This window comes from Ruegeria sp. BJ5 (assembly GCF_056537865.1).
In genome coordinates this window covers 67,931-93,360 of sequence record NZ_JBQFSH010000002.1, presented here as the reverse complement: position 1 = coordinate 93,360, position 25,430 = coordinate 67,931, and the positions used below count along the sequence as shown (strand labels likewise).

The 25,430-nt window shown below is 60.6% G+C and carries 31 protein-coding genes; 28 read left to right on the top strand and 3 right to left on the bottom strand.

From position 1 onward, the window contains the following. The first annotated feature begins 164 nt into the window (after positions 1-164). The 24 genes from ACR0NY_RS07960 (at position 165) to ACR0NY_RS07845 (ending at position 20,696) form a co-directional block, all read left to right on the top strand. A complete protein-coding gene (locus ACR0NY_RS07960; RefSeq protein ID WP_093964903.1) occupies positions 165-530 on the top strand; it encodes an NADH-quinone oxidoreductase subunit A in 366 nt (121 codons plus the stop codon). After that, positions 521-1,054, top strand: coding sequence for a NuoB/complex I 20 kDa subunit family protein (locus tag ACR0NY_RS07955; RefSeq protein ID WP_093964904.1), 534 nt, complete (start codon positions 521-523; stop codon positions 1,052-1,054). Before ACR0NY_RS07960 ends, ACR0NY_RS07955 begins: the two co-directional genes overlap by 10 nt. Positions 1,055-1,066: 12 nt before the next feature. Continuing rightward, on the top strand, positions 1,067-1,669 hold the full coding sequence (locus ACR0NY_RS07950; protein WP_170340389.1) for an NADH-quinone oxidoreductase subunit C: 603 nt from the start codon (positions 1,067-1,069) through the stop codon (positions 1,667-1,669). 2 nt (positions 1,670-1,671) lie between these two features. Then, a complete protein-coding gene (locus ACR0NY_RS07945; RefSeq protein WP_010442775.1) occupies positions 1,672-1,845 on the top strand; it encodes a hypothetical protein in 174 nt (57 codons plus the stop codon). Positions 1,846-1,852: 7 nt separating this feature from the next. After that, a complete protein-coding gene (locus ACR0NY_RS07940; protein ID WP_261391884.1) occupies positions 1,853-1,978 on the top strand; it encodes a hypothetical protein in 126 nt (41 codons plus the stop codon). After that, positions 1,978-3,201 (top strand): NADH-quinone oxidoreductase subunit D, encoded by a 1,224-nt coding sequence (locus ACR0NY_RS07935; protein WP_170340391.1) that lies wholly within the window; start codon positions 1,978-1,980, stop codon positions 3,199-3,201. Before ACR0NY_RS07940 ends, ACR0NY_RS07935 begins: the two co-directional genes overlap by 1 nt. Beyond that, positions 3,201-4,349: an NADH-quinone oxidoreductase subunit E gene (locus tag ACR0NY_RS07930; RefSeq protein ID WP_170368176.1), complete on the top strand. Its 1,149-nt coding sequence runs from the start codon at positions 3,201-3,203 to the stop codon at positions 4,347-4,349. Before ACR0NY_RS07935 ends, ACR0NY_RS07930 begins: the two co-directional genes overlap by 1 nt. Positions 4,350-4,381: 32 nt before the next feature. Continuing rightward, entirely contained in the window at positions 4,382-4,603 is a 222-nt protein-coding gene (locus ACR0NY_RS07925; protein ID WP_093964908.1) for a DUF5337 domain-containing protein, read from the top strand. A gap of 12 nt (positions 4,604-4,615) precedes the next feature. Continuing rightward, a complete protein-coding gene (nuoF, locus tag ACR0NY_RS07920; RefSeq protein WP_170368177.1) occupies positions 4,616-5,914 on the top strand; it encodes an NADH-quinone oxidoreductase subunit NuoF in 1,299 nt (432 codons plus the stop codon). 5 nt (positions 5,915-5,919) lie between these two features. After that, positions 5,920-6,336, top strand: coding sequence for an MAPEG family protein (locus ACR0NY_RS07915; protein ID WP_170340397.1), 417 nt, complete (start codon positions 5,920-5,922; stop codon positions 6,334-6,336). Beyond that, the gene (locus ACR0NY_RS07910; protein ID WP_170340398.1) at positions 6,336-6,713 is read left to right on the top strand and encodes a hypothetical protein; all 378 of its coding nucleotides are present in this window, start codon (positions 6,336-6,338) and stop codon (positions 6,711-6,713) included. Before ACR0NY_RS07915 ends, ACR0NY_RS07910 begins: the two co-directional genes overlap by 1 nt. Positions 6,714-6,811: 98 nt before the next feature. Further along, positions 6,812-7,216, top strand: a complete 405-nt coding sequence (locus ACR0NY_RS07905; RefSeq protein WP_093964912.1) for a DUF5333 domain-containing protein — start codon at positions 6,812-6,814, stop codon at positions 7,214-7,216. Positions 7,217-7,219: 3 nt separating this feature from the next. Continuing rightward, on the top strand, positions 7,220-9,202 hold the full coding sequence (nuoG, locus tag ACR0NY_RS07900) for an NADH-quinone oxidoreductase subunit NuoG (RefSeq protein ID WP_170340400.1): 1,983 nt from the start codon (positions 7,220-7,222) through the stop codon (positions 9,200-9,202). Positions 9,203-9,442: 240 nt separating this feature from the next. Beyond that, positions 9,443-10,480, top strand: coding sequence for an NADH-quinone oxidoreductase subunit NuoH (gene nuoH, locus ACR0NY_RS07895; protein WP_170340401.1), 1,038 nt, complete (start codon positions 9,443-9,445; stop codon positions 10,478-10,480). 2 nt (positions 10,481-10,482) lie between these two features. After that, positions 10,483-10,977 carry an NADH-quinone oxidoreductase subunit NuoI gene (gene nuoI, locus ACR0NY_RS07890; RefSeq protein WP_093964915.1) on the top strand — a complete coding sequence of 165 codons (495 nt, stop codon included), beginning with the start codon at positions 10,483-10,485 and terminating at the stop codon, positions 10,975-10,977. Then, the gene (locus tag ACR0NY_RS07885; RefSeq protein WP_170340403.1) at positions 10,974-11,396 is read left to right on the top strand and encodes a carboxymuconolactone decarboxylase family protein; all 423 of its coding nucleotides are present in this window, start codon (positions 10,974-10,976) and stop codon (positions 11,394-11,396) included. The genes nuoI and ACR0NY_RS07885 overlap by 4 nt, the downstream gene beginning before the upstream one ends. Further along, the gene (locus ACR0NY_RS07880; RefSeq protein WP_093964917.1) at positions 11,393-11,995 is read left to right on the top strand and encodes an NADH-quinone oxidoreductase subunit J; all 603 of its coding nucleotides are present in this window, start codon (positions 11,393-11,395) and stop codon (positions 11,993-11,995) included. Before ACR0NY_RS07885 ends, ACR0NY_RS07880 begins: the two co-directional genes overlap by 4 nt. Positions 11,996-11,999: 4 nt before the next feature. Beyond that, positions 12,000-12,305, top strand: a complete 306-nt coding sequence (gene nuoK / locus ACR0NY_RS07875; protein WP_005984024.1) for an NADH-quinone oxidoreductase subunit NuoK — start codon at positions 12,000-12,002, stop codon at positions 12,303-12,305. A 6-nt stretch (positions 12,306-12,311) separates the two neighbouring features. Then, on the top strand, positions 12,312-14,438 hold the full coding sequence (gene nuoL / locus ACR0NY_RS07870) for an NADH-quinone oxidoreductase subunit L (RefSeq protein ID WP_170368178.1): 2,127 nt from the start codon (positions 12,312-12,314) through the stop codon (positions 14,436-14,438). After that, the gene (locus ACR0NY_RS07865) at positions 14,438-15,979 is read left to right on the top strand and encodes an NADH-quinone oxidoreductase subunit M (protein WP_170340407.1); all 1,542 of its coding nucleotides are present in this window, start codon (positions 14,438-14,440) and stop codon (positions 15,977-15,979) included. Before nuoL ends, ACR0NY_RS07865 begins: the two co-directional genes overlap by 1 nt. Before the next feature lie 15 nt (positions 15,980-15,994). Further along, complete coding sequence (gene nuoN / locus ACR0NY_RS07860) at positions 15,995-17,437, top strand: NADH-quinone oxidoreductase subunit NuoN (RefSeq protein WP_170368179.1); 1,443 nt, start codon at positions 15,995-15,997, stop codon at positions 17,435-17,437. A gap of 54 nt (positions 17,438-17,491) precedes the next feature. Further along, positions 17,492-18,241, top strand: coding sequence for a biotin--[acetyl-CoA-carboxylase] ligase (locus tag ACR0NY_RS07855; RefSeq protein ID WP_170368180.1), 750 nt, complete (start codon positions 17,492-17,494; stop codon positions 18,239-18,241). 11 nt (positions 18,242-18,252) lie between these two features. Next, positions 18,253-19,032 (top strand): type III pantothenate kinase, encoded by a 780-nt coding sequence (locus ACR0NY_RS07850; RefSeq protein WP_093964922.1) that lies wholly within the window; start codon positions 18,253-18,255, stop codon positions 19,030-19,032. Next, complete coding sequence (locus ACR0NY_RS07845) at positions 19,029-20,696, top strand: ribonuclease J (protein WP_170368181.1); 1,668 nt, start codon at positions 19,029-19,031, stop codon at positions 20,694-20,696. The genes ACR0NY_RS07850 and ACR0NY_RS07845 overlap by 4 nt, the downstream gene beginning before the upstream one ends. Before the next feature lie 6 nt (positions 20,697-20,702). Here ACR0NY_RS07845 and ACR0NY_RS07840 read toward each other — a convergent pair whose 3' ends face one another. Together ACR0NY_RS07840 and ACR0NY_RS07835 are read right to left on the bottom strand one after the other, a co-directional pair. Further along, positions 20,703-21,404: an NUDIX hydrolase gene (locus ACR0NY_RS07840; protein ID WP_170340412.1), complete on the bottom strand. Its 702-nt coding sequence runs from the start codon at positions 21,402-21,404 to the stop codon at positions 20,703-20,705. Between the two features lie 24 nt (positions 21,405-21,428). After that, entirely contained in the window at positions 21,429-21,827 is a 399-nt protein-coding gene (locus ACR0NY_RS07835) for a DUF983 domain-containing protein (RefSeq protein WP_170368182.1), read from the bottom strand. A 218-nt stretch (positions 21,828-22,045) separates the two neighbouring features. On the opposite strand from ACR0NY_RS07835, the gene ACR0NY_RS07830 reads away from it, so the two are divergent. Genes ACR0NY_RS07830 through ACR0NY_RS07815 form a run of 4 tightly spaced genes read left to right on the top strand, consistent with a single transcriptional unit; the run spans position 22,046 to position 23,947 of the window. Further along, entirely contained in the window at positions 22,046-22,513 is a 468-nt protein-coding gene (locus ACR0NY_RS07830) for an EF-hand domain-containing protein (RefSeq protein ID WP_170368183.1), read from the top strand. A 6-nt stretch (positions 22,514-22,519) separates the two neighbouring features. Then, positions 22,520-23,134 carry an RNA polymerase sigma factor gene (locus ACR0NY_RS07825; protein WP_093964927.1) on the top strand — a complete coding sequence of 205 codons (615 nt, stop codon included), beginning with the start codon at positions 22,520-22,522 and terminating at the stop codon, positions 23,132-23,134. Continuing rightward, a complete protein-coding gene (locus ACR0NY_RS07820) occupies positions 23,121-23,480 on the top strand; it encodes a hypothetical protein (protein ID WP_170340415.1) in 360 nt (119 codons plus the stop codon). The genes ACR0NY_RS07825 and ACR0NY_RS07820 overlap by 14 nt, the downstream gene beginning before the upstream one ends. Continuing rightward, positions 23,477-23,947, top strand: coding sequence for a periplasmic heavy metal sensor (locus ACR0NY_RS07815; RefSeq protein ID WP_170341035.1), 471 nt, complete (start codon positions 23,477-23,479; stop codon positions 23,945-23,947). The genes ACR0NY_RS07820 and ACR0NY_RS07815 overlap by 4 nt, the downstream gene beginning before the upstream one ends. 5 nt (positions 23,948-23,952) lie before the next feature. On the opposite strand, the gene ACR0NY_RS07810 is transcribed toward ACR0NY_RS07815, so the two are convergent. Next, a complete protein-coding gene (locus ACR0NY_RS07810) occupies positions 23,953-25,353 on the bottom strand; it encodes a diguanylate cyclase (RefSeq protein WP_170368184.1) in 1,401 nt (466 codons plus the stop codon). Positions 25,354-25,430: the final 77 nt, after the last annotated feature.

Genomic DNA, 25,430 nt, shown 5'->3' with positions numbered 1-25,430 from the left:
AGGGCTTGCGCCTGGTGCAGCGCTGGGCGTTGGCAAGCCGAATATTCGGTGCCATGCGCGCTTGTGCTCGGTTGACCCTCTGACCCCGCGCGGATAGAGAATGTCCAGTCAACACGCCAATTGACGGCGCGTCTCGTTCGGGATGCGCAGGAAAGGAGCCACTCGTGGAAGAGCTGTTGCGGGAATATCTCCCGATCCTGGTGTTTCTGGCCGTCGCCGTGGGCCTTGGAATCGTCCTGATTCTGGCCGCCGTCGTTCTGGCTGTCCGCAATCCCGACCCCGAAAAGGTCAGCGCCTATGAGTGCGGGTTCAACGCGTTCGACGATGCGCGGATGAAGTTCGATGTCCGATTCTATCTGGTGTCGATCCTGTTCATCATCTTCGACCTCGAGATTGCGTTCCTGTTTCCCTGGGCCGTGGGCTTCAAGGACATCAGCGATGTCGGCTTCTGGTCGATGATGGTGTTCCTGGGCGTTCTGACCATCGGCTTTGCCTATGAATGGAAGAAGGGGGCCCTGGAATGGGAGTGATGACGGGTGCAAACACCGCGGGCGTCGACAAGGAAGTCGCCACTCAGGCCCTGAACGCCGAGCTGCAGGACAAAGGGTTCCTGCTGACCTCGTCCGAGGACATCATCAACTGGGCGCGCACCGGCTCGCTGCACTGGATGACCTTTGGTCTGGCCTGCTGCGCGGTCGAGATGATGCACACCTCGATGCCGCGCTACGACGCCGAACGCTTCGGCATCGCGCCGCGCGCATCCCCGCGCCAGTCGGACGTGATGATCGTGGCCGGTACGCTGACCAACAAGATGGCCCCGGCGCTGCGCAAGGTCTATGACCAGATGCCCGAGCCGCGCTATGTGATCTCGATGGGATCCTGCGCCAATGGTGGTGGCTATTACCACTATTCCTATTCCGTCGTGCGTGGTTGCGACCGCATCGTTCCGGTGGACATCTATGTGCCCGGCTGCCCGCCGACGGCCGAGGCGCTGCTGTACGGTCTGCTGCAGCTGCAGCGCAAGATCCGCCGCACCGGCACCATCGTCCGCTGAGGAGGGACCGAGATGAGCGAAGCACTCAAGGAACTCGGCACGCATATCGAGCTGAAGCGCACGGACTGTGTTCTGTCATGGAGCGTAGCCCATGACGAGCTGACGGTTGATGTTGCGCCCTCGAGCCTGGTGGAATTTGTCGAGTTTCTGAAAACGGATCAGAACTGCAAGTTTTCTACCTTGGTCGACATTACCGGAGTTGACTACCCCGAACGCGCCAAACGGTTCGACGTGGTTTACCACTTTCTTTCGATGTACCAGAACCAGCGCATCCGGATCCGGATCTCGGTGCGCGAGGAAGACATGGTTCCGTCGATCGTCGATGTGCACCCCTCGGCCAACTGGTTCGAGCGTGAAGTGTTCGACATGTTCGGCATCCTGTTCTCGGGCCACCCGGACCTGCGTCGCATTCTGACCGACTATGGCTTTCGCGGCTATCCGTTGCGCAAGGATTTTCCGACCACCGGGTATATCGAAGTCCGCTATGACGAAGCGCAGAAACGGGTCGTGTACGAACCGGTCTCGCTGGTTCAGGAATATCGCCAGTTCGATTTCATGAGCCCGTGGGAAGGTGCGAACTATGTTCTGCCGGGGGATGAAAAACAGGAGACCTGACAATGGGTGGCATCTGGTGGCTGATCCTTTCTGCACTGACCATCATTCCGATGGTGAAGATTTTGCCGTTTTTCGGGATCAACAAATACTGGTGCCTTCTCTGCCTGGTCCCATTCGGCACGATCGCGTTGCTGTGGTGGGTCGGTTTGAAACTGCAGGAACTGGAGCGCCGCTGAGATGGTCATGCTGCTGGGGGAACTGATTGCGTTGGGTGCGCTGGGGGTCCTGCTGGCGGGGGCCGCGGCCAAGGCGCTTGAGGCGGAAAAGGTCCGGGTTCGGGCCGAAGCGAAAAAGAAACGAGGGCGTTGATGGACGGCTCAAGATACGATGACGGCAGCACGGACGCGCTGAGCGGAGAACAGAAGATCCGCAACTTCAACATCAACTTTGGCCCGCAGCACCCTGCGGCGCACGGAGTTTTGCGTCTTGTGCTTGAGCTGGACGGCGAGATCGTCGAACGTTGCGACCCGCATATCGGCCTGCTGCACCGCGGTACCGAAAAGCTGATGGAAAGCCGGACGTATCTGCAGAACCTGCCGTATTTCGACCGTCTGGATTACGTGGCGCCGATGAACCAGGAACATGCCTGGTGCCTTGCCATCGAAAAGCTGACCGGCGTCGAAGTTCCGCGCCGGGCCTCGTTGATCCGGGTCCTCTATTCCGAGATTGGGCGCGTTTTGAACCATCTGCTCAACGTGACCACGCAGGCGATGGATGTGGGCGCGCTGACCCCGCCGCTGTGGGGTTTTGAAGAGCGCGAAAAGCTGATGGTGTTCTACGAGCGTGCCTGCGGTGCGCGCCTGCACGCGGCCTATTTCCGCCCCGGCGGTGTACATCAGGATCTTCCGCCCGAACTGCTGGATGACATCGAGACCTGGAGCCACGAATTCCCCGCCGTTCTGGACGACATTGACGGGCTGCTGACCGAGAACCGCATCTTCAAACAGCGCAACTGCGACATCGGCGTGGTGACCGAGGAGGATATCCAGCAATACGGCTTCTCGGGCGTGATGGTGCGCGGATCGGGCCTCGCCTGGGACTTGCGTCGCGCGCAACCCTATGAATGCTACGACGAGTTCGAGTTCCAAATCCCCGTCGGCAAGAATGGGGACTGCTATGACCGCTACCTGGTGCGGATGGAAGAGATGCGCCAGTCGGTGTCGATCATCCGTCAGGCCATCGCCAAGCTGCGCGACTGCCCGGGCGACATTCTGGCCCGCGGCAAGATCACGCCGCCGAAACGCTCGGACATGAAGACCTCGATGGAGAGCCTGATCCATCACTTCAAACTGTACACCGAAGGGTTCCACGTTCCGGCGGGTGAAGTCTATGCCGCCGTCGAAGCGCCCAAGGGCGAGTTCGGCGTCTATCTCGTCGCCGACGGCACCAACAAGCCGTACCGCGCCAAGCTGCGTGCGCCCGGTTTCCTGCACCTGCAAGCCATGGACCACGTCGCCAAGGGCCACCAACTGGCCGACGTCGCCGCCATCATTGGCACCATGGACGTCGTATTTGGAGAGATTGACCGCTAATGCTCCGCCGTCTTCATCCCGAACAACCTGATAGCTTTGCCTTCACTCCCGCCAATATGGATTGGGCCAAGGCGCAGATCACCAAGTACCCCGAGGGCCGTCAGGCCAGCGCGGTCATCCCGCTGCTGTGGCGCGCACAAGAGCAGGAGGGCTGGCTGAGCCGTCCGGCGATTGAAACCGTCGCTGACATGCTGGGCATGTCGTACATCCGGGTGCTCGAAGTTGCGTCCTTCTACTTCATGTTCCAGCTGCAACCGGTTGGGTCCGTTGCGCATATTCAGGTCTGTGGCACCACGTCCTGCATGATCTGCGGGGCCGAAGACCTGATCGCGGTCTGCCGCGAAAAGATCGCGCCCAAGCCGCACCAGCTGTCGGCGGACGGCAAGCTGAGCTGGGAAGAGGTCGAGTGCCTGGGCTCCTGCACCAACGCCCCGATGGCACAGATCGGTAAAGACTATTACGAGGACCTGACCGCCGAGAGTTTTGGTCGGATCATTGATGAAGTGGTCGCTGGCAAGGTTCCGGTGCCGGGTCCCCAGAATGGGCGCTATGCGGCCGAGCCTCTGGGCGGGGTGACCAGCCTGAAGGACTACGAGGGTGGCAAGGCAAAGCACAATGCCAGTGTGCAACTGGCCACGGAACTGGGCGATACCGTCAAGCGCATCGACGGAACCGAGGTTCCGATTTTGACGCCTTGGTTGGGCAAGGATGGCAAGGTCGCCGGCGCGAAAGCCGCGCCCAAGCCGCCGAAGGTGCCAGAGCAGGGCAAACCAGCCGCCCGCCAGGCCGCACCCAAGAAATCCGCCATGGCCGAGCCATCTTCGCCCGAGGGCGCCGCGGCCAAGCCGGAAACGGCTGAGGCTCAGCCCGAAACGCTGAGCGGTGCGCGCGACGGCAAGCCCGACGACCTCAAGCTGCTGAAAGGTGTGGGGCCGAAGCTCGAGCAGACGCTGAACGAGCTCGGGTTCTACCACTTCGATCAGATCGCGGCCTGGACGCCCGAACATGTGGCCTGGGTTGATGCCCGGCTGAAGTTCAAGGGCCGGATCGAACGCGACGGCTGGATCGAGCAGGCGGCCAAGCTGGCTGCTGGTGAGGAAACCGAATTTTCCAAACGTGCCAAGCAAGACGGCACCTACGAAGACTGAGAGACGGTGCCCGATACGGGCATCGGAGTGTGATGGACAAGGACAAGGAACAGGCCATCGCCCGCAAGGGCCGACATATCGGCGTGGTCATCGCGGTGACCATGCTGTTGTGGCTTGCCATGACCCTGTTCATCGGCCCGGCCCTGGAGCTGCCGGGACGCTTTGCGCTGCTGTTCGATTTCGCCGCGATCGCGGCGTTCATCTATGCGGGCGTCAACATATTTCAACTCTGGCGCATGCGTCAGGACAGCTGAAGGTAACACGCGATGCTGAAGGATCAGGACCGGATCTTTACCAACATCTACGGGATGCACGAGCGCACCTTGAAGGGCGCCCAGGCCCGGGGGCATTGGGACGGCACTGCTGGCCTGATGGAAAAGGGTCGCGACTGGATCATCCAGACGATGAAAGACTCAGGCCTGCGCGGGCGTGGCGGTGCGGGCTTCCCGACCGGCCTGAAATGGTCGTTTATGCCGAAGGAAAGCGATGGCCGCCCGTCCTATCTGGTGGTCAACGCCGACGAATCCGAACCGGGCACCTGCAAGGACCGCGAGATCATGCGCCACGATCCGCACACGCTGATCGAAGGCTGCCTGATTGCGTCTTTCGCGATGAATGCGCACACCTGCTACATCTACCTGCGCGGCGAGTACATTCGTGAGCGCGAGGCACTGCAGGCTGCAATCGACGAGGCCTATGATGCGGGCCTGCTGGGCAAGAACGCCGCCGGATCGGGATGGGATTTCGACCTGTTCCTGCACCACGGGGCAGGCGCCTATATCTGTGGCGAGGAAACCGCGCTGATCGAAAGCCTGGAAGGCAAGAAGGGCATGCCGCGCATGAAGCCGCCTTTCCCGGCGGGGGCGGGTCTGTATGGCTGCCCGACCACGGTGAACAACGTGGAATCCATCGCGGTTGTCCCCACGATCCTGCGGCGTGGCGCCGACTGGTTCGCCGGTTTCGGCCGCCAGAACAACGCGGGCACCAAGCTTTTTGCCGTCTCGGGTCACGTCAATACCCCCTGTGTGGTCGAAGAGGCGATGTCGATCAGCTTTGAAGAATTGATCGAGACCCATTGCGGTGGCATCCGCGGCGGGTGGGACAACCTGTTGGCCGTGATCCCCGGTGGCTCGTCCGTGCCTTGCGTGCGCGGCGAGAACATGCGCGACGCGATCATGGATTTCGACTATCTGCGCAACGATTTGGGCTCGGGGCTTGGCACGGCGGCGGTGATCGTAATGGACAAGTCCACCGACATCATCAAGGCCATCTGGCGCCTGTCGAAATTCTACAAGCACGAAAGCTGCGGCCAGTGTACCCCCTGCCGCGAGGGTACGGGCTGGATGATGCGGGTGATGGACCGCCTGGTGCGCGGCGAGGCCGAACCGGAAGAGATCGACATGCTGTTCGAGGTGACCAAGCAGGTCGAAGGCCATACGATCTGTGCGCTGGGTGACGCGGCCGCATGGCCGATCCAGGGCCTGATCCGCAACTTCCGCGAAGAAATCGAAGACCGCATCAAGGCTCAGAAATCGGGCCGTATGGGTGCGCTGGCGGCGGAGTGACAACGATGGAAGCCTATGCAGAGTATTCCCACGCGATTGCGTCTTTGGTGATTTTCACACTGGTCGTTTTGTTCCTATCGCCGTTTTCGGCACTGGCGAAACAGGGCAAAGGGCTGGCTCCTGGCGCGACCCCCGACCAGGACTATGCCGACAAGGCTTATCGCCTGAACCGTGCCTATCTGAACGGGACCGAGACTTTGCCCGCGTTTCTGACCGTTACTGTGGCAGCCATTCTGTTGGGCGCCAGCCCGGTCTGGGTGAACTGGCTGGCCGCGATTGCCTTGGTCGCGCGACTGGTGATGCTTGTCGTACACATTCAGGGCGTTGGCAAACCGCATAGCGGTATTCGTTCAGTCCTGTATGTGGTGGCTTGGGCCTGCATGTTTGTGCTTGGGATCCTTGCATTGGTGGCTGCGTTCTGATGGCCGTCACACTTGTTGATATCACCGCGAACCTGCGTCGCCCGGCTGTCGGTGTGCTTGTTCTGCTGACGCTGCTTTCGGCCTGCGGGACGGCTCCAACAAGCGACCGGATCCTGTTTGACGGCAAGTCGTTTCGGGCCAAGGCAAAGCCGGTCGACAAGAAACGGTCGCCTGCGGATTTCACCGTGACGATCAAAGGTGTGTCAGCCTCGCTGGATGGCGCGCGCGAAGCTGGTCGGTACGAGGGCACCCGGTTCTGCATTCAGAATTTCGGTTCCTCCCGCATTGCGTGGAAGGTTGGTCCTGACACCGAACCGCAGAACCTGCGCATCGAAAACGACAGCCTGACATTTGCCGGAGCCTGTCAACGACCATGAGCTGCGCTTTTGCATATCCTGCGCTGATCGGGCGGCCGTTATTGCATAACAGCCGTGCCGCGGGACGTCTTGGGGAACCCAAGACGAAAGGATATGTCATGAAATTTGTGAAACTTGCCGCATTTGCCTGTGCGACGGCGTTGCCCGTCTCGGCGGACGCAAAGCCGCCCTTGCGCGAAGTCAAGGAAATCGACAACGAGCTTTACTACATCGCCATCGCAAATGAGATCTCGGAATACTGCCCGTCGATCAGTGGGCGGCGAATGAAGGCAATCGGTGTGATGTGGAGCCTGCGGTCCAAGGCCAACAGCCTGGGTTATTCGGACGGAGAGATCCGGGCCTATGTCGAGTCGGACTCTGAAAAAGCGCGGATGCGGGCCAAGGGCGAGAAGTATCTCGCGCAGAACGGCGTGAGCTACGGAAAAGCTGAAACATTCTGTGCCCTGGGGCGCAAGGAAATCGAACGAAACAGCGCCATTGGCGTGTATTTGAGGGCGAACTAGACCATGTCTGACCTCCGCAAGATCGTAATCGACGACAAGGAAATCGAAGTCGATGGCGCGATGACCCTGATTCAGGCCTGCGAGCAGGCCGGGGTCGAGGTGCCGCGGTTCTGCTATCATGAGCGCCTGTCGATTGCCGGCAACTGCCGCATGTGCCTGGTCGAGGTCGTGGGCGGGCCGCCCAAGCCGGCCGCTTCGTGCGCGATGCAGGTGCGCGATCTGCGCCCTGGACCGGAAGGCCAGCCGCCGGTGGTCAAGACCAACTCGCCCATGGTCAAGAAGGCCCGGGAAGGGGTCATGGAATTTCTGCTGATCAACCACCCCTTGGATTGCCCGATCTGCGACCAAGGCGGTGAATGCGATCTGCAAGACCAGGCAATGGCCTACGGTATGTCGGCCAGCCGGTTCAAAGAAGCCAAGCGGGCCGTGGATGATCTGGATCTGGGTCCGCTGGTTGGTACGGCCATGACCCGCTGCATCAGCTGCACCCGCTGTGTGCGTTTCACGACCGAGATCGCGGGTATCGACCAAATGGGCCAGACAGGCCGGGGCGAGGATGCGGAAATTACCTCCTACCTGAACCAAACGCTGGATTCGAACCTGCAAGGCAACATCATTGACCTGTGCCCGGTGGGGGCGCTGACTTCCAAGCCTTATGCCTTTACCGCACGCCCGTGGGAACTGACCAAGACCGAAACCATCGACGTGATGGACGCCTTGGGATCGAACATTCGTGTCGATACCAAGGGCCGCGAAGTGATGCGCATTCTGCCGCGCAACCATGATGGCGTGAATGAAGAGTGGATCTCGGACAAGACGCGTTTTGTCTGGGACGGTTTGCGCCGTCAACGTCTGGACACGCCTTATATCCGCGAAAACGGTCGCCTGCGCGCCGCCAGCTGGCCCGAGGCTTTGGCCACCGCCGCAGCGGCGATGAAGGGCAAGAAGGTTGCAGGTCTGATCGGCGATCTGGTTCCTGTCGAAGCCGCCTTTGCGTTGAAGCAGTTGATTGAGGGGCTGGGTGGCAAGGTCGAATGCCGAACCGACAATGCCCGCCTGCCTATCGGTAACCGTTCGGGCTATGTCGGCAATGTGACGATCGAGGAGATCGACACAGCGAAAGAGATCATTCTGATCGGCACCAACCCGCGCGACGAGGCTCCGGTGCTGAATGCGCGCATCCGCAAGGCGTGGCTGGCGGGCGCCGATGTCAAATTGATCGGCCCGGCCGTTGATCTGACTTATGACTACGAACATCTTGGCACCGACCGCGATGCACTGGCCAAGGCCAAGGCAAGCAACGAAGCCGTTGTGATCGTCGGACAAGGCGCCGTTTCTGAGGCCGACGGTCTGGCCGTTTTGGCCGCTGCGCGCGCGCTGTCGGGTCGGATGCTGGTTCTGCACACAGCGGCGGCCCGCGTCGGTGCGATGGATGTGGGGGCAGTTACGGAAGGTGGCCTTGAGGCTGCAATCGACGGCGAGGTGATCTTCAATCTGGGCGCGGACGAGGTCGATATCGATACCGGTCCGTTCGTCATCTATCAGGGCAGCCACGGTGACCGCGGTGCACATCGCGCCGACGTCATCCTGCCAAGTGCGGCCTATACCGAGGAAAACGGTCTCTTCGTCAACACTGAGGGTCGCCCTCAATTGGCGATGCGGGCCGGATTTGCGCCGGGCGAAGCCAAGGAAAACTGGGCGATCTTAAGGGCGCTTTCGGCAGAGTTGGGCGAGAAACTTCCTTATGACACTTTGGCCCAGCTGCGGCAAAAGCTGATCGAAGCAGTGCCGCATCTGGCCGGGATCGACCAAGTGCCCGAGAACGAAGAACAGGCAATCGAGGCCGGACCTTTGGGGCAGGCCGATTTCCGGACCGTGATCAAGGATTTCTATCTGACCAACCCGATCGCACGTGCCTCGCAGTTGATGGCCGAGCTTTCGGCGCTGGCCAAGGCGCGCGGTGACCAAAAGATTGCCGCGGAATGAGGCTTGCGACGACTATAAACCGCAAAGCGGGCGGAAACCCGAGCTCGTTTTTCCGAGAGGAGATGCGAGGGGCGTGGTCGTGTGTTTTGCCGAATGAAATGAAGGAAAAAGGTGGCGTGCAGGCAGCGGATGCTGTTTACACCAACTCGCCAAACCAATCGCAGGCGACGCGAGTCTCCGACCGGCCGGTCGGGCCTCGCGAGGGCGGCGGAAAACGGAATACCCACGGTGTGAGGACCAATGGCTGAATTCTTTGACACCCCAGGCGGAATAGCCCTGATCATATTGGCGCAGGTGCTGGCCGTCGTGGCCTTCGTGATGATCTCGCTGCTGTTTCTGGTCTATGGCGACCGCAAGATCTGGGCCGCGGTCCAGATGCGTCGCGGCCCCAACGTGGTTGGCGTTTACGGCCTGCTGCAATCGGTGGCGGACGCGCTGAAATACGTCGTCAAAGAGGTGGTGATCCCTGCCGGCGCGGACAGGACTGTTTTCATCCTGGCGCCGCTGACGTCGTTCGTCCTGGCCATGATCGCCTGGGCGGTCATTCCGTTCAATGACGGCTGGGTCCTGTCTGACATCAACGTGGCTATCCTCTATGTGTTCGCGGTGTCCTCGCTCGAGGTGTACGGCGTGATCATGGGCGGATGGGCGTCGAACTCGAAATACCCGTTCCTGGGCTCGTTGCGCTCGGCCGCGCAGATGATTTCGTATGAGGTTTCGATCGGCCTGATCATCATCGGGGTGATCATTTCGACCGGGTCGATGAATTTTGGTGACATCGTGCGGGCGCAGGATGGCTCGTTCGGGTTCTTCAGCTGGTACTGGTTGCCGCATTTCCCGATGGTCTTCCTGTTCTTCATCTCGGCCCTGGCCGAGACCAACCGCCCGCCGTTCGACCTGCCCGAGGCGGAGTCTGAGCTGGTTGCAGGCTATCAGGTTGAATACTCGGCAACGCCCTTCCTGCTGTTCATGGCGGGCGAATACATCGCCATCTTCCTGATGTGCGCCCTGACCACGCTGCTGTTCTTCGGCGGCTGGTTGTCGCCGATCCCGGGCCTGCCCGATGGTGTGCTGTGGATGGTCGCCAAGATGGCGTTCTTCTTCTTCCTGTTCGCGATGGTCAAGGCAATCACGCCCCGCTACCGCTACGACCAGCTGATGCGGCTGGGCTGGAAAGTGTTCCTGCCGTTCAGCCTGGTGTGGGTGGTCTTCGTGGCCTTTGCGGCGAAGTTCGACTGGTTCTGGGGTGCATTCGCCCGTTGGAGCGTAGGAGGCTGACAATGGCAAATATCGACTATACCCGCGCGGCCAAATACTTCCTTCTGCAGGATTTCTGGGTCGGCATGAAGCTGGGGCTGAAGTATTTCTTCGCCCCCAAAGCCACCGTGAACTACCCGCACGAAAAGGGTCCGCTGTCGCCCCGGTTCCGCGGTGAACACGCCCTGCGCCGTTATCCCAACGGCGAGGAGCGCTGCATCGCCTGCAAACTGTGCGAAGCTGTGTGTCCCGCTCAAGCCATCACAATCGACGCTGAGCCGCGCGAAGACGGCAGCCGCCGTACCACGCGCTATGACATCGACATGACCAAGTGCATCTACTGCGGCTTCTGCCAAGAGGCCTGCCCGGTCGATGCCATCGTGGAAGGGCCGAATTTCGAATTCGCCACCGAAACCCGCGAAGAGCTGTTCTATGACAAGCAGAAGCTGCTGGACAACGGTGAACGCTGGGAAGCCGAGATCGCCCGCAACCTGGAACTGGACGCGCCCTACCGATGAGCGATCCGGCAAAAAACCCATTCGAGCAGATGCTCAGACAGGCCCATGACATGGCCAAGGCGTTCAACCCGGCGCTGGAGAGCTATTCGCCCGTCGACGCGATGCGCGGCTTCGAGGCGCTGTGGCCGACCATGCCCAAAGAGGTCATGGAAATGATGTTCGGCAACACCGTCAATCCGGGCGGACTGGATGCCAAGACCCGCCTGTTGCTGACGCTGGCCGGTCTGACTTGCCAGGGCGCGCAGGCCGACACGGCCCTGCGCCAGACGGTGCGCCATGCCATCGAGGCGGGGGCCAAGAAACAAGAGATCGTGGAAACGATCGGTCAGATGTCGGTCTTTGCCGGCATCCCGGCCATGACCCGGGCGCTGGAATTGGCGCAGGAGGCCATGGGCGAAAACGAGGAAGATGACCAATGAGCGTATTTGCCTTTTACCTCTTTGCCATCAGCGCCATCACCGGCGGGCTGTTTACCGTGATCAGCCGGCAGCCGGTGCATTCGGTGCTGTGGCTGATCCTGGCCTTCCTGTCGTCGGCGGGGCTGTTCGTGCTGCTGGGGGCGGAATTCGTCGCCATGCTGCTGATCATCGTCTATGTCGGCGCGGTGGCGGTGCTGTTCCTGTTCGTGGTGATGATGCTGGACGTGGACTTTGCCGAGCTCAAGGCTGAGATGGCGCGCTACATGCCTTTGGCCCTGCTGATCGGGCTGGTCATCCTTATGCAGTTCGTCATGGCCTTTGGCGCCTGGGAAAGCGCACAAGGCGCGGCCGCCAATCTGGCCCAGCCGATCCCGGCCGACCGCCACAACACGGAGGCACTGGGTGTCATCCTTTACGATCAATACTTCCTTCTGTTCCAACTGGCGGGCCTGATCCTGCTGGTGGCCATGATCGGCGCCATCGTGCTGACACTGCGCCACCGCAAGGACATCAAGCGTCAGGACATCGTCGGTCAGATGATGCGTGACCCGGCCAAGGCGATGGAGTTGAAGGACGTGAAACCGGGGCAGGGACTTTGAGACGATGATCGGACTTGAACACTATCTTACCGTCGCGGCGACGCTGTTCGTCATCGGCATCTTCGGTCTCTTCCTGAACCGCAAGAACGTCATCATCCTGCTAATGAGCATCGAACTGATGCTGTTGGCGGTGAACATCAACCTCGTGGCGTTTTCCAGCTTTCTCGGCGATCTGGTCGGGCAGGTTTTCACGCTGTTCGTGCTGACTGTGGCCGCGGCCGAGGCTGCGATCGGGCTGGCCATTCTGGTCTGCTTCTTCCGCAACCGCGGTACCATCGCGGTTGAAGACGTCAACATGATGAAGGGGTAAGGGATCATGGAAACCACAATCCTCTTTGCCCCGCTCGTGGGCGCGCTGATCTGCGGCTTTGGCTGGAAATTCATCGGCGAAAAGGCCGCGCTGTGGACGGCGACGGGCCTGTTGTTCCTGGCCTGTTTGCTGTCGTGGATCGTCTTCTTCAGCTTTGACGGGCAGACCCAGCAGATCGAGATCATGCGCTGGATCGAAAGCGGCTCGCTCTCGACCTCGTGGGCCGTTCGTCTGGACCGGCTGACCGCCATCATGTTGATCGTCGTCACCACGGTTTCGGCGCTCGTGCACCTTTATTCGTTCGGCTACATGGATCACGACCCGCAGTGGCGCGAGGGCGAAAGCTACAAGCCGCGCTTCTTTGCCTATCTGTCCTTCTTCACCTTCGCCATGCTGATGCTGGTGACGGCCGACAACCTCGTACAGATGTTCTTCGGTTGGGAAGGCGTGGGCGTCGCATCGTACCTGCTGATCGGTTTTTACTATCGCAAACCTTCGGCCAATGCGGCGGCGATGAAAGCGTTCATCGTGAACCGTGTGGGCGACTTCGGCTTTGCGCTTGGGATTTTTGCGCTGTTCTTCCTGACCGACAGCATCAACTTCTCGGATATCTTTGCTGCGGCACCCCAACTGGCGGAAGCGCAACTGACCTTCCTGTGGGGCGAATGGACCGCGATCGAGGTCATCTGCGTACTGCTGTTCATCGGTGCGATGGGCAAATCGGCGCAGCTGATCCTGCACACCTGGTTGCCGGACGCGATGGAGGGCCCAACGCCCGTGTCGGCGCTGATCCACGCGGCCACCATGGTGACGGCCGGCGTGTTCCTGGTTTGCCGCATGTCGCCGTTGATGGAGTTCGCACCGGGTGCAACCGGGTTCGTCACCGTGCTGGGGGCTGCCACCGCGTTCTTTGCCGCGACTGTGGGCTTGGTGCAGACGGACATCAAGCGCGTGATCGCCTATTCGACTTGTTCGCAGCTGGGCTACATGTTCGTGGCCGCGGGCGTGGGCATGTATTCGGCGGCGATGTTCCACCTCTTCACGCATGCCTTCTTCAAGGCGCTCTTGTTCCTTGGCGCGGGCTCGGTGATCCACGCCATGCACCACGAACAGGACATGATGAACTATGGCAACCTGCGCAAGAAGATCCCCTATACCTTCTGGGCGATGATGATCGGCACGCTGGCCATCACCGGTGTCGGCATCCCGCTGACCACGATCGGCTTTGCCGGCTTCTTGTCCAAGGACGCTATCATCGAAAGCGCCTATGCCAGCGGGTCGGCCTTCGGCTTCTGGGCGCTGGTGATCGCCGCCGCGATGACCTCGTTTTACAGCTGGCGCCTGATCTTCCTGACCTTCTATGGCGAGGAACGGGGCGACAAGCACACGCATGAGCACGCGCATGAAAGCCCGATGGTCATGCTGGTGCCGCTGGGTGTTCTGTCGCTGGGTGCCGTGTTCGCGGGTATGATCTGGTACAACAACTTCTTCGGTCACGCCGATCAGGTGGGTAAGTTCTACGGCATTCCGGTTGCCGAGGCGCATGCCGAGGCCGGTGACCATGCCAAGGCCGATGACCATGGCGACGACACGCATGCCACCGAATCCCATAGCGACGAAGCTGCGCACGACGATAAGGCCAAGGGCGGAGATCACCACTATGCCTTTGTCGGCAAACCGGGCGAGGGCGCGCTGTACATCGCGCCGGACAACCATGTTCTGGACGACGCGCATGCGGCGCCGAAATGGGTCAAGGTCTCGCCGTTCATCGCAATGGTTCTGGGCTTTGGACTGGCTTACCTGTTCTACATCGTGAACCCGGCGCTGCCGGGCCGCCTGGCCGAGAACCAGCGTCCGCTGTACCTGTTCCTCAAGAACAAGTGGTACTTTGACGAAATCTACGACGCGATCCTTGTCAAACCGACCGTGGCCCTGGGCCGGTTCCTGTGGAAGGGCGGTGACGGCAAGACGATCGACGGTTTCCTGAACGGAGTAGCAATGGGCGTCGTTCCCTTCTTTACCCGCCTCGCAGGCAAGGCGCAGACGGGCTACATCTTCACTTACGCCTTCTGGATGGTTCTGGGGATCGCCGCCCTGGTCACCTGGATGTCGATCGGCGGAGGCGCAAACTGATGGACAATATCCTATCCATTGTAACGTTCATTCCGGCCATTTCTGCCGGTCTGATGGCGCTGTTCCTGCACGGGAACGATGTGGCCGCACAGCGCAATGCCAAGTGGATCGCGCTGGTTGCGACCACAGTGACCTTCCTTGTTTCGATCGGGATCTATACCGAGTTCGACCCCTCGAACACCGGCTTCCAGATGGTGGAAGAGGGTCAATGGCTGCTGGGCCTGAAGTACAAGATGGGCGTGGATGGCATCAGCGTTCTGTTCGTGCTGCTGACCACCTTCATCATGCCGCTGACCATCTTGGCCAGCTGGAACGTGACCGACCGGGTCAAGGAATACATGATCGCCTTCCTGCTGCTGGAAACGCTGATGCTGGGCGTATTCATGGCGCTGGACCTGGTGCTGTTCTACCTGTTCTTCGAGGCCGGGCTGATCCCGATGTTCCTGATCATCGGGATCTGGGGCGGCAAGGACCGGATTTATGCCAGCTTCAAGTTCTTCCTCTACACCTTCCTCGGCTCGGTTCTGATGCTGGTGGCGATGGTGGCGATGTATGCGGATGCAGGCACCACGGACATTGCCGCGCTCATGACGCACCAGTTCTCGTCCGAGAGCTTCAGCGTGCTGGGTGTCCACATTGTCGGCGGCATGCAGACCCTGATGTTCCTCGCGTTCTTCGCGTCCTTCGCGGTGAAGATGCCGATGTGGCCCGTGCACACCTGGCTGCCTGACGCGCACGTTCAGGCACCGACGGCGGGTTCGGTCGTGCTGGCGGCAATCCTGCTGAAGATGGGTGGCTATGGCTTCCTGCGCTTCAGCTTGCCCATGTTCCCGGTTGGGTCGGCCGTGATGACCGATCTGGTGCTGTGGCTGTCGGCCATCGCCGTGGTCTACACCTCGTTGGTGGCGCTGGTGCAGGAGGACATGAAAAAGCTGATCGCCTATTCCTCGGTCGCGCATATGGGTTTTGTGACCATGGGCATCTTTGCGGCGAACCAGCAGGGCATCGATGGGGCGATCTTCCAGATGCTCAGCCACGGGTTCATCTCGGCCGCGCTGTTCCTTTGCGTCGGCGTGATCTACGACCGGATGCACACTCGCGACATCGAGGCCTATGGCGGGCTGGTGATCCGAATGCCGGCCTATGCGCTGGTGTTCATGCTGTTCACGATGGCCAATGTGGGGCTGCCGGGCACCAGCGGGTTCATCGGCGAATTCCTGACGCTGATGGGCACCTTCCAGGTCAACACCTGGGTGACCGCAGTGGCGGCCAGCGGTGTGATCTTCTCGGCAGCTTATGCGCTGTGGCTGTATCGCCGCGTGGTCTTTGGCGACCTGATCAAGGAAAGCCTCAAGTCGATCACCGACATGAGCACACGCGAACGCCTGATCTTTGCGCCGCTGATCGTCATGACCATCCTGCTGGGGGTCTATCCGTCGCTGGTCACCGACGTGATCGGCAATTCGACCGCCGCGCTGATTTCGAACTATGACACGGCTCTGGCCGCGGCCGAGGCCGCGACCCAGGTCGCTTCGCACTAAGGGAGCTTTGGAGACATGATCCAGGCTGATCTCACTGTAATTCTGCCGGAAATCATTCTGGCGATCTATGCGATGGCGGCGCTGATCGGAGCTGTCTATACCAGCAAGGATGCGCTGGCTCCGGTTCTGGTCTGGACGACGGCCGGACTGATGGCGGCGCTGTCGTTCTGGATCGCGTCGAACGGCTCGGGGACCAACGTGGCCTTCAACGGCATGTTCATCGACGACGGGTTCGCCCGATTTGCAAAGGTCGCAATTCTGCTATCTGCCGCAGCGGTTCTGGTCATGAGCCAGGAATACATGGCGCGCCGGAACCTGTTGCGTTTCGAGTATCCGTTGCTGGTGGCTTTGGCTGCGGTCGGCATGATGATGATGGTCAGCGCCGGCGATCTTATGTCGCTTTATATGGGGCTCGAGCTGCAGTCGCTGTCTCTGTATGTCGTGGCGGCCCTGCGCCGTGACAGCGCCAAATCGACCGAAGCAGGGCTGAAGTATTTCGTTCTGGGTGCGCTCAGTTCGGGATTGCTGTTGTTCGGTGCATCTCTGGTCTATGGCTTCACCGGTACGACGCTGTTCTCGGGCATCATCAACACGGTGCATCACGGGGATGTCTCGGTTGGCCTTCTCTTTGGGCTTGTTCTGCTGATCTCGGGTCTGGCATTCAAGATTTCGGCGGTTCCGTTCCACATGTGGACACCGGACGTTTACGAGGGCTCGCCCACTCCGGTGACAGCTTTCTTTGCAACCGCACCCAAAGTTGCGGCGATGGCCTTGTTCGCGCGCGTTCTGCATGACGCGTTCGGCGGTGCCATCGCGGACTGGCAGCAGGTGATCGTGCTGCTTTCGGTCCTGTCGATGTTGCTGGGGGCTGTGGCCGCCATCGGGCAGCGCGACATCAAACGGCTGATGGCCTATTCGTCAATCGCACATATGGGGTACGCGCTGATCGGCCTGGCCGCAGGCACCGAATTGGGTGTCAAGGCGATGCTGATGTACCTGGCGATCTATGTGACCATGAATATCGGCACCTTCGCCTTCATCCTGATGATGGAGCGCGACGGCAAGCCGGTGACGGACATCGACGCCCTGCGCCAGTATTCCAAGCGGGATCCGGGCAAGGCGCTGGCCGTGCTGATCCTGATGTTCAGCCTTGCGGGCGTGCCGCCAATGCTGGGGTTCTTCGCCAAGTTCGGCGTCTGGCAGGCCGGTGTGCAAGCTGACCTGATTGGGTTGGTCATCGTATCGGCAATCGCCTCGGTGATCGGTGCCTTCTACTATCTGCGGATCGTCTTCTACATGTATTTTGGCGACGAAAATGAAGATCCGATCGAAACCCGGTCGACCCCGGTATTGTGGGTTGCTCTGATGGGGTCGGCCGCATTGATGTTGATCGGTGTGGTCTACCAGTTCGGGATCGAGGGCGCAGCGGCAGCCGCGGCGACGACACTTGTCAACTGATCCGTTCAATAAAGCTTGGAAAGGGGCTCGGCCATCAGGCCGGGCCTTTTTGGCATGAGCACCTGGCCCCAAGGATACGGTCTGCATATCCTGCAGGAAGTTGACAGCACCCTGAACGAGGCTGCTCGGATCGCACCCACTGCTGCGGGTCCGGTCTGGATCATGGCGCATCATCAAACCGCTGCGCGTGGCAGGCGCGGCCGGGCGTGGTCCAACCCCCAGGGCAACCTGGCAGCGACCTTGTTGCTTCGGCCCGAGGGCAACCCAGAGCAGGCGGCCCTGCGCAGCTTTGTGGCGGCACTGGCGCTTTTTGATGCCTGTGTCTCGGTCACCGGTCGCGCGCAGGGGTTCGCACTGAAATGGCCGAATGACGTTCTGTTGAACGGCGGGAAACTGGCTGGCATCCTGCTGGAAAGCACGGGGCAGGGTCGGGGCGTATCCCATCTTGCGATCGGTATCGGGGTGAACCTCGCGGACGCGCCCGCTCCGGAGACAGTCGAGCAGGGGGCTCTGCGGCCAGTTTCGTTGCTGTCGGAAACCGGTGCTCAGGTGTCCGCCGAGGATTTTCTGACCGAACTCGCCGATGCCTACGCGAAGCTCGAAAACCAGTTTGTCACCTACGGGTTTGAACCGATCCGCAAAGCGTGGCTGGCTCGGGCGGCGAAGCTGGGCGAGGTGATCACCGCGCGCACAGGTGCTTCGGAAACCGTCGGGACCTTTGAAACGGTGGACGCGGGCGGTAACCTTGTCCTAAACACCGCCAAGGGCCGCGTCAGCATTCCGGCGGCAGACGTGTATTTCTGAAAGGGGCGCATATGCTTCTGGCCATTGACTGCGGCAACACGAACACCGTTTTCTCGATCTGGGATGGCGAGAAATTCCTGTGTACGCTGCGCACCTCGACCCACCATGCCCGCACGGCCGATGCCTATTTCACCTGGTACTCGACCCTCGTGAAACACTACGGGATCGAGGCTGACATCACCGACGTCATCATCGCCTCGACCGTGCCGCGGGTGGTGTTCAACCTGCGCGTCTTTGCCGACCGGTTCTTTGGATGCCGGCCGCTTGTGGTGGGCAAGCCCGATTGCGAGTTGCCGGTGGCGCCGCGCGTTGATGAAGGGACGATTCCCGGTCCTGACCGTCTGGCGAATGCGGCCGGTGCATTTGATCGGCACGGCGGGAATGTCGTGGTGGTGGATTTCGGAACTGCCACGAATTTCGATGTGGTCGCTGCTGATGGCGCCTATGTCGGGGGGGTAATCGCCCCCGGCGTGAACCTCAGTCTCGAGGCATTGCACCAGGGCGCTGCAGCTCTGCCGCATATCGACGTGACGCGACCCGAGAAAGTCATCGGCACAAACACTGTTGGATGTATCCAGTCAGGCGTGTATTGGGGGTATTCCGGCCTCATCGAGGGCTTGATCGACAGGATCAAGGCGGAATACGGAATGCCCATGAAGGTCATAGGGACTGGCGGTCTTGCACCGCTGTTCGATCAGGCCGATGTGGGCTTTGATGCAATTGAAGACGATCTGACGATGCACGGGCTTACCGTGATCCATCGCTACAACAAGGATACTGGCTCGGCATGAGCAGCGAAAGACTGATCTACTTGCCGCTCGGCGGCGCGGGCGAAATCGGTATGAACGCCTATGTCTACGGCTATGGCAAACCCGGTCAGGAACGACTAATCCTGGTCGATCTGGGCGTGACCTTTCCCGACATGGATACAACGCCGGGCGTCGATCTGATCTACGCCGACATTTCGTGGTTGAAGGAACGTGCGGATCGGCTTGAGGCGATCTTCGTCACCCATGCGCACGAGGATCACGTTGGCGCCGTGGCCCATTGCCATGAGGCCCTTGGCGCGCCGGTCTACGCGCGTGCCTTCACCGCAAATATCGCGCGCCGCAAAATGGAAGATGCCGGACATCCCCCCGAAGCTGTGCGCATCGTGTCCGCCTGGCCCGAGCAGATCAAGGCTGGTCCGTTTACGGTCGGGTTCCTGCCCGTTTCGCATTCGATCCCCGAGAGCGCGGCGCTGGTGATCGATACACCGGCCGGCCGTGTCGTGCATACCGGTGATTTCAAACTGGACACCAATCCGGTTGTGGGCGAACCGTTTGATCCCGATCTTTGGGCCGAAGTGGCCAAGCCCGGGGTCAAGGCGTTGGTTTGTGACAGCACCAACGTGTTTTCCTCGCATCCCGGCCGTTCGGAGTCGGAGGTCGGGCCGGCCATCACTCAATTGGTCGAAGACGCGACCGGTATGGTGGTTGCAACGACCTTTGCGTCGAATGTCGCGCGGGTCAAAACGCTGGCCGAGGCCGGGCAGCGGGCGGGTCGGTCGGTGGTTCTGTTGGGCCGGGCCATGCGCCGCATGATCGAGGCTGCGACCGAAACCGGTATCCTGTCTGATTTTCCCCGCGTGATCAGCGCTGAGGAAGCCTTGGATCTGCCCCGCCAGAACCTGATGCTGATCGTCACCGGCAGCCAGGGTGAGCGCCGCGCGGCCAGCGCGCAGCTGGCGCGTGGCAAGTACCGGGGGATCGAGCTGAAAGATGGCGACCTGTTCCTGTTCTCCTCGAAGACCATTCCGGGGAATGAACGCGGTGTGATCCGCATCATGAACCAACTGAGCGAAAAAGGCGTCGACGTGGTCGATGACAGCGCTGGCTTGTATCACGTTTCCGGCCACGCCAACCGCCCCGATCTCGAGCAGATGCATGCCTTGGTCGATCCTCAGATCGTCGTTCCAATGCACGGTGAACACAGGCATCTGCGGGAACACGCCAAGCTGGCCGAGGCCGGGGGGCGTGCCGGAGTTCTGGCGGTCAATGGAACGATGCTGGATCTGTCCGGGAACGCGCCCGAGGTCGTGGATTATGTCGAGACCGGCCGGACCTACCTGGACGGATCCGTCAAGATTGGCGCGCTGGACGGTGTGGTGCGGGACCGTATCCGCATGGCTCTGAACGGGCACGTGACCGTAACTGTCATCCTGGACGAAGACGACGAGCCACTGGGCGAGCCTTGGTGCGATACCATGGGCCTGCCGGAAACCGGCGTGTCGCGGGCCGGATTGATCGAGGTGCTGGAAGAGGACCTGAACCAGTTCCTGATGCGGGCTGATGTCAAAACGCTGCGGGACGATGACAAGCTGGAAGAAGCCATGCGTCGCATCGTTCGCCAAAGTTCGCAGATCGAAATCGGCAAAAAGCCCGAAGTCACAGTTGTGGTAAGCCGAATGAAATAAGGTGGCTCAGTCTGCTTCGGGCATCGGGTGGCCCTTGAGGCGCTGGAACAGGCTGGCTTCTTCGTTGTTCAGAAAGAACGGCACAGAGTCGGGGGGCGTTGTATCTGATACGCGCGCCTCGACTTCCGACAGAACAACCTCGGTGATGAACGGCAAGTCGAACTCCCGCGCCTGTTCCAACGGAATCCACTGTAGATGTGACAGCTCATCCGAAGCCTGGCTGAAGTCGTCCAGATCACCGTCGATGGCATCTGCGTCCAAAAGAAAAAACCGGGCGTCGAACCGTCGTGGGCGTCCGGGCGGGGTAACCGCGCGGAACACGAACTGCAGCGCTTCAGCCGACGGAATGTAGCCTCTTTCCGCGAAGCCGGTCCAGGCATGTGGAACCGGACCCGGCCAGGTATCCCGGGCACCGAGGATAAGGCCGGTCTCCTCCCACAACTCGCGAATTGCCGCCGCCGCCAGTGGCACATGCAACCCGGCAGGGGCCTGATCGCTCAGCCGTTGCCGGCAAATCTCGGGTACCGGAGTGGCCAGCGGAACTTGCGCGTCCTCGGCATCCACGGCACCCCCCGGAAACACGAACTTGTTCGGCATGAAGGCCGCCGCGGCACCACGTTGGCCCATCAGGATCGACGGGGTTCGAAAACGGTCGCGCAAAACTATGATCGTCGCGGCGTCGCGAATTGCGGATTTGTCCACGGTCATGAGAAGCTCAGCTGCATTGACGGGTCACTTGCTGTCGTCGAACCCGTGCATCTTCCGGGCCCATTGAAAGCCGACGACCGCTCCTTTGAGCCTGGGCAGAAGGAACAGCGACAGCGCAACGCACGCGATCGAAAAGCCGATTGCCATGGCCCACGGAGACGGGCGCAGGCCGACGTAAGTGACATGCAGCGCCGGAGCCAGAAGATGTCCGACCAGCAAAATGGTCAAGTAGGCCGGCCCGTCATCTGCCCTGTGGTGAAACAATTCCTGACCGCAGTTTGCGCAGGTATCATTCACCTTCAGGTAGCAATGCAACAGCTTGCCTTTGCCGCAGTTGGGGCATTTGCACCGGAACCCTTTCACGATGGCGGGCCACGTGGGGCGTTCCTCCTGAGGGAGGGTGTCGATGGTTTGATCTGTCATCTTGATACTCGCGCTCGGATTTCGGAGATATTGCGCTTGTTTCATCCCGCAGAAAAGGGGGGTGCGTCGCTTTGCACCGACCCTCTCAAAAATATTGACCGGAAATGCAGGTTTCAATGCCGGAAAAAAATTTGCGGACAGCGACGGAAACTTTGCCGGTCCGCGTTTGAATGAATGTAAGCAGCGGCACAGGGCCGCGACAACAAAGGAAACGAGCAATGAAGAGCGCAAAATTTATCTCGGCCATCATTCTGTCTGCAGTTGCCGTCACCGGGACGGCTGCGCTGGCCAAAGGACCCCGCGACCGTGAACCGGTCAGCTTTCAGGAGCTGGATGCGAACGGTGACGGCCAGGTGACCAAGGCCGAGATGGAGGCCCATCGCCTGCAGAAGTTCACCTCGGCCGATACCGACGGTGACGGAAAGATCAGCGTCGAAGAAATGCAGGCCGAGGCCCAGAAGAAGGCAAACGACCGCGTTTCCGACATGTTCGAGCGTCATGATGCCGACAAAGACAGCTTTCTGACTGCGGACGAGTTGCCGAAACCGCGCCGGGCTGACAAGATGTTTGACCGCCTTGATGCGGATGGAAACGGTTCGCTGTCCGAGCAGGAGTTCGCCAATGCACGGGATGGAATGGGTCGGCACCACAAGAAGGGTGGCCGCCCGGACCCAGACAACAACTGACGCAGGATGAAGGACGTGCCGTCCTCTGCGCATACTGTCCGCGGCGACACGGTCGCCGCGGATGCCTGCAGCGACGACGTGTTGCTGAAGCGGTTTGCCGAAGGCGACGCCCAGGCAGCACGCCTGTTGACCGATCGGTTGGGGCCGCGGTGCTATTCGGTTGCTCTGCGCATGTTGAACAACAGGGCAGAGGCCGAAGACGTAACCCAGGAAGCGATGCTTCGGCTGTGGAAAGTGGCGGCGGACTGGGTTCCGGGGCAGGCCAAGATCTCGACCTGGTTGTACCGCGTGGTCTTGAACCTGTGTGTCGATCTGCGGCGGAAGAAAACGGCAGGCACATTGGACGATGTGCCAGAGCCTGAGGACGACCAGCCCAGTGTCGTGGACCGAATGCAGCAAAACGCCCGCGTGGATGCGTTGCAAGCGGCCTTGGCACAATTGCCCGAACGGCAGCGCGAAGCTGTCATTCTCAGGCATATCGAGGAGTTGTCCAATCCGGAAATCGCGGGAATCATGAGGATTTCCGTAGAAGCGGTAGAAAGTCTTGTTGCCCGCGGAAAGCGGTCGTTGACGGCCATACTGTCAGGCCGTCAGGAAGAGTTGGGGTATGACCATGTCTGACCAAGATACAGAACTGGATCTCTTGTTTGCCGAGGCACGGCAGGCACATGTTGATCTGCCCGACGATTTGGCGGTTCGTATCCTGACGGATGCCGAGGCCATCCGGCTTGCGGCGACAAAAACAGCGAAACCCAAGTCACAAGGGTTTCTGGGCAATCTCGTTGCCGGTCTCGGGGGCTGGCAGGCGCTCAGTGGGCTTGCGGCGGCCAGCGTGGTTGGCGCATGGGTCGGCTTTGCCGCGCCGTCCTTTCTGCCGGACCCGGCAAATTACATAATGACCCAGGATGCATCCTACATGGTCGCCAATCTCGGTCTCGAGGCCGCGTTTCTGGAGGAAGCGGAATGAATGAAGACGTCAAACCCCCACGGCGCTGGGTGCCTGTGCTGCTGGTGGTATCCCTTGGTCTGAACCTGCTGGTCGCCGGGGTGATCATCGGGACTGCGCTGCGGTTTCATGGTGTGCGGGACGATGTTCCTCCCGGATTTGGACCTGCCCTGTACCGCGCTCTTCCTGATCCGGAACGCAAGGCGTTGAGAGGCGATCTGGCCGACAAGCATCGGCGCGGGGCCGAGAAAAGGTCTCGTGATTTCAAGGCGCTTGGCAAGGCGCTGCGGGCCATTCCGTTCGACCGCGATGAAGTCCAGAACCTGCTGGAAGAACAAGCCCGGGCGAATGACGAAATCCAGGCGGCTCTGCAAGAGCAGTGGCTGGCTCGGGTTTCGGCCATGTCCGACGAAGAACGAAAAGCTTATGCCGACCGCTTGGAAGACGTGTTGAAGCGGCGCCCGGATCCCAAGAAACGCAAGGACTGACCCGCTTAGGCCGCGTTCTGTTTCATCCACACCTGGTTCCGGCCTGCCTGTTTTGCCGCATAAAGCGCCTTGTCCGCGCATTTGATCAGGCTGTCGGCCGACAGTGAGCCGTCTGGAAGTGGGGAGAAGGGTGGCTCGCATACCTTCAGCCCGATGCTGACCGTCACCGCAAGCCGGGCAGGAATGTCCGGCAGGACGATCGGTACGCTGCTGACGCCGCTGCAGATATCGGCCGCCTTCCTGAGCGCCTTTTCGCGGGTCGCGTTTGGCAGTCCGAACAGGAATTCCTCTCCTCCGATGCGGGCGAGGAAGCCGTCAGGTCCGAAAGCGCGCTTCATCCGTTTTCCGGCCTCGACCAAAACCCTGTCACCGGCACTGTGGCCGTAACGGTCATTGATGGATTTGAAGTGGTCCAGGTCGGCCAGCATGATCGCAAAACCCCGCTGTTTGTGCACCGAACTGTGCAGCAATTGGTCCATCGCGGTCTGTGCGAAACGACGGTTGTTCAGGCCCGTCAGCGTGTCGATCCACGATTCCTCAAGCCCACGGCGCAACGAGTCGCGCATTTGCTCGTCATGCGCCTTGCGTGCAATCAACGCCTCGACCCGAAGCGATACTTCGTCAGGGCAGAACCCTCCGAGGCAAATCGCATCGGCGCCGCGATCCAGGGCCTCGGCGGCAAGAGTGGCGTTGTCATCGGGAATGATTCCGATCAGAGCGGTCCGCCGAGTGCCGGTGCGGGATTTGAGGTCGGCCAACATGTTCAGGCCGGATGGATCGCTGTTCAATTCGACAACAATCGCGTCAGGTATGGTGCCGGACAAGACTCCGCTGAGGTTGGGCAGGGTATGGCTGCACACCGAATGCTGCGTTCGTCCGTTCAGGGCCTTGTGCCACAGCGTGCGAGTACGTGCGGTGTGGGCCAAGACAGCGATCTGACCATGCCGCGCGGGCGTGATCATTGCTGCGGGGGCTTCGGCAAATCCCACGGATTGAGGGTTGCCACTGTTCTTCAGATCCTGAGTTTCCGCACGGGCGCGCAGCAGGCTTCGCACACGCGCCAGCAACAGCGTATCTTTGAACGGATAGGCCAGAACGTCATCCAGCCCCTCGGACAGGTTCCGCAGCCGGGCGGTCCGGTCGTTCTGAGGCGCAATCGCGACCACAGGGACATCCTGCAGGGCCGGAACGGAAAGCATCAGTCTTTTGACGTCGCCCGCGTCTCCGTCGGGTAGTGTCTGGGCCGTCAGCACCAGATCCGGCCGGGTCCGCCGCAGCAACGCCCCAAGACCAGCCAGCTTCTCGCCCTGCACGACATGATACCACGCCGCCGTCAGCTGCACCTTCAGCATGATGCGATTGGTCGAGACCCCGTCGAGGACAAGGATGGTTCCCTGCACGGACATTGTTTTCACCGTAGATTGCATGCCTTGCCAAAGTGTTTATGAGTCTGGTTAACAAACCCTTTCCAAATCTTCGAACC

Excerpts from the sequence above, each read along its gene's own strand:
- ACR0NY_RS07845 (WP_170368181.1), top strand. The coding sequence starts at position 19,029 with ATGAGCAGCGAAAGACTGATCTACTTGCCGCTCGGCGGCGCGGGCGAA.
- ACR0NY_RS07945 (WP_010442775.1), top strand. The coding sequence starts at position 1,672 with ATGGGTGGCATCTGGTGGCTGATCCTTTCTGCACTGACCATCATTCCG.
- nuoN (WP_170368179.1), top strand. The coding sequence starts at position 15,995 with ATGATCCAGGCTGATCTCACTGTAATTCTGCCGGAAATCATTCTGGCG.
- ACR0NY_RS07930 (WP_170368176.1), top strand. The coding sequence starts at position 3,201 with ATGCTCCGCCGTCTTCATCCCGAACAACCTGATAGCTTTGCCTTCACT.
- ACR0NY_RS07940 (WP_261391884.1), top strand. The coding sequence starts at position 1,853 with ATGCTGCTGGGGGAACTGATTGCGTTGGGTGCGCTGGGGGTCCTGCTG.
- ACR0NY_RS07925 (WP_093964908.1), top strand. The coding sequence starts at position 4,382 with ATGGACAAGGACAAGGAACAGGCCATCGCCCGCAAGGGCCGACATATC.
- ACR0NY_RS07825 (WP_093964927.1), top strand. The coding sequence starts at position 22,520 with ATGAAGGACGTGCCGTCCTCTGCGCATACTGTCCGCGGCGACACGGTC.
- ACR0NY_RS07885 (WP_170340403.1), top strand. The coding sequence starts at position 10,974 with ATGAGCGATCCGGCAAAAAACCCATTCGAGCAGATGCTCAGACAGGCC.
- ACR0NY_RS07820 (WP_170340415.1), top strand. The coding sequence starts at position 23,121 with ATGACCATGTCTGACCAAGATACAGAACTGGATCTCTTGTTTGCCGAG.
- ACR0NY_RS07910 (WP_170340398.1), top strand. The coding sequence starts at position 6,336 with ATGGCCGTCACACTTGTTGATATCACCGCGAACCTGCGTCGCCCGGCT.
- ACR0NY_RS07950 (WP_170340389.1), top strand. The coding sequence starts at position 1,067 with ATGAGCGAAGCACTCAAGGAACTCGGCACGCATATCGAGCTGAAGCGC.
- nuoL (WP_170368178.1), top strand. The coding sequence starts at position 12,312 with ATGGAAACCACAATCCTCTTTGCCCCGCTCGTGGGCGCGCTGATCTGC.
- ACR0NY_RS07850 (WP_093964922.1), top strand. The coding sequence starts at position 18,253 with ATGCTTCTGGCCATTGACTGCGGCAACACGAACACCGTTTTCTCGATC.
- ACR0NY_RS07855 (WP_170368180.1), top strand. The coding sequence starts at position 17,492 with ATGAGCACCTGGCCCCAAGGATACGGTCTGCATATCCTGCAGGAAGTT.
- nuoK (WP_005984024.1), top strand. The coding sequence starts at position 12,000 with ATGATCGGACTTGAACACTATCTTACCGTCGCGGCGACGCTGTTCGTC.
- ACR0NY_RS07880 (WP_093964917.1), top strand. The coding sequence starts at position 11,393 with ATGAGCGTATTTGCCTTTTACCTCTTTGCCATCAGCGCCATCACCGGC.
- ACR0NY_RS07915 (WP_170340397.1), top strand. The coding sequence starts at position 5,920 with ATGGAAGCCTATGCAGAGTATTCCCACGCGATTGCGTCTTTGGTGATT.
- nuoI (WP_093964915.1), top strand. The coding sequence starts at position 10,483 with ATGGCAAATATCGACTATACCCGCGCGGCCAAATACTTCCTTCTGCAG.
- ACR0NY_RS07865 (WP_170340407.1), top strand. The coding sequence starts at position 14,438 with ATGGACAATATCCTATCCATTGTAACGTTCATTCCGGCCATTTCTGCC.
- ACR0NY_RS07810 (WP_170368184.1), bottom strand. The coding sequence starts at position 25,353 with ATGTCCGTGCAGGGAACCATCCTTGTCCTCGACGGGGTCTCGACCAAT.
- nuoG (WP_170340400.1), top strand. The coding sequence starts at position 7,220 with ATGTCTGACCTCCGCAAGATCGTAATCGACGACAAGGAAATCGAAGTC.
- ACR0NY_RS07830 (WP_170368183.1), top strand. The coding sequence starts at position 22,046 with ATGAAGAGCGCAAAATTTATCTCGGCCATCATTCTGTCTGCAGTTGCC.
- nuoH (WP_170340401.1), top strand. The coding sequence starts at position 9,443 with ATGGCTGAATTCTTTGACACCCCAGGCGGAATAGCCCTGATCATATTG.
- ACR0NY_RS07955 (WP_093964904.1), top strand. The coding sequence starts at position 521 with ATGGGAGTGATGACGGGTGCAAACACCGCGGGCGTCGACAAGGAAGTC.
- ACR0NY_RS07935 (WP_170340391.1), top strand. The coding sequence starts at position 1,978 with ATGGACGGCTCAAGATACGATGACGGCAGCACGGACGCGCTGAGCGGA.
- ACR0NY_RS07840 (WP_170340412.1), bottom strand. The coding sequence starts at position 21,404 with ATGACCGTGGACAAATCCGCAATTCGCGACGCCGCGACGATCATAGTT.
- ACR0NY_RS07835 (WP_170368182.1), bottom strand. The coding sequence starts at position 21,827 with ATGACAGATCAAACCATCGACACCCTCCCTCAGGAGGAACGCCCCACG.
- ACR0NY_RS07815 (WP_170341035.1), top strand. The coding sequence starts at position 23,477 with ATGAATGAAGACGTCAAACCCCCACGGCGCTGGGTGCCTGTGCTGCTG.
- nuoF (WP_170368177.1), top strand. The coding sequence starts at position 4,616 with ATGCTGAAGGATCAGGACCGGATCTTTACCAACATCTACGGGATGCAC.
- ACR0NY_RS07905 (WP_093964912.1), top strand. The coding sequence starts at position 6,812 with ATGAAATTTGTGAAACTTGCCGCATTTGCCTGTGCGACGGCGTTGCCC.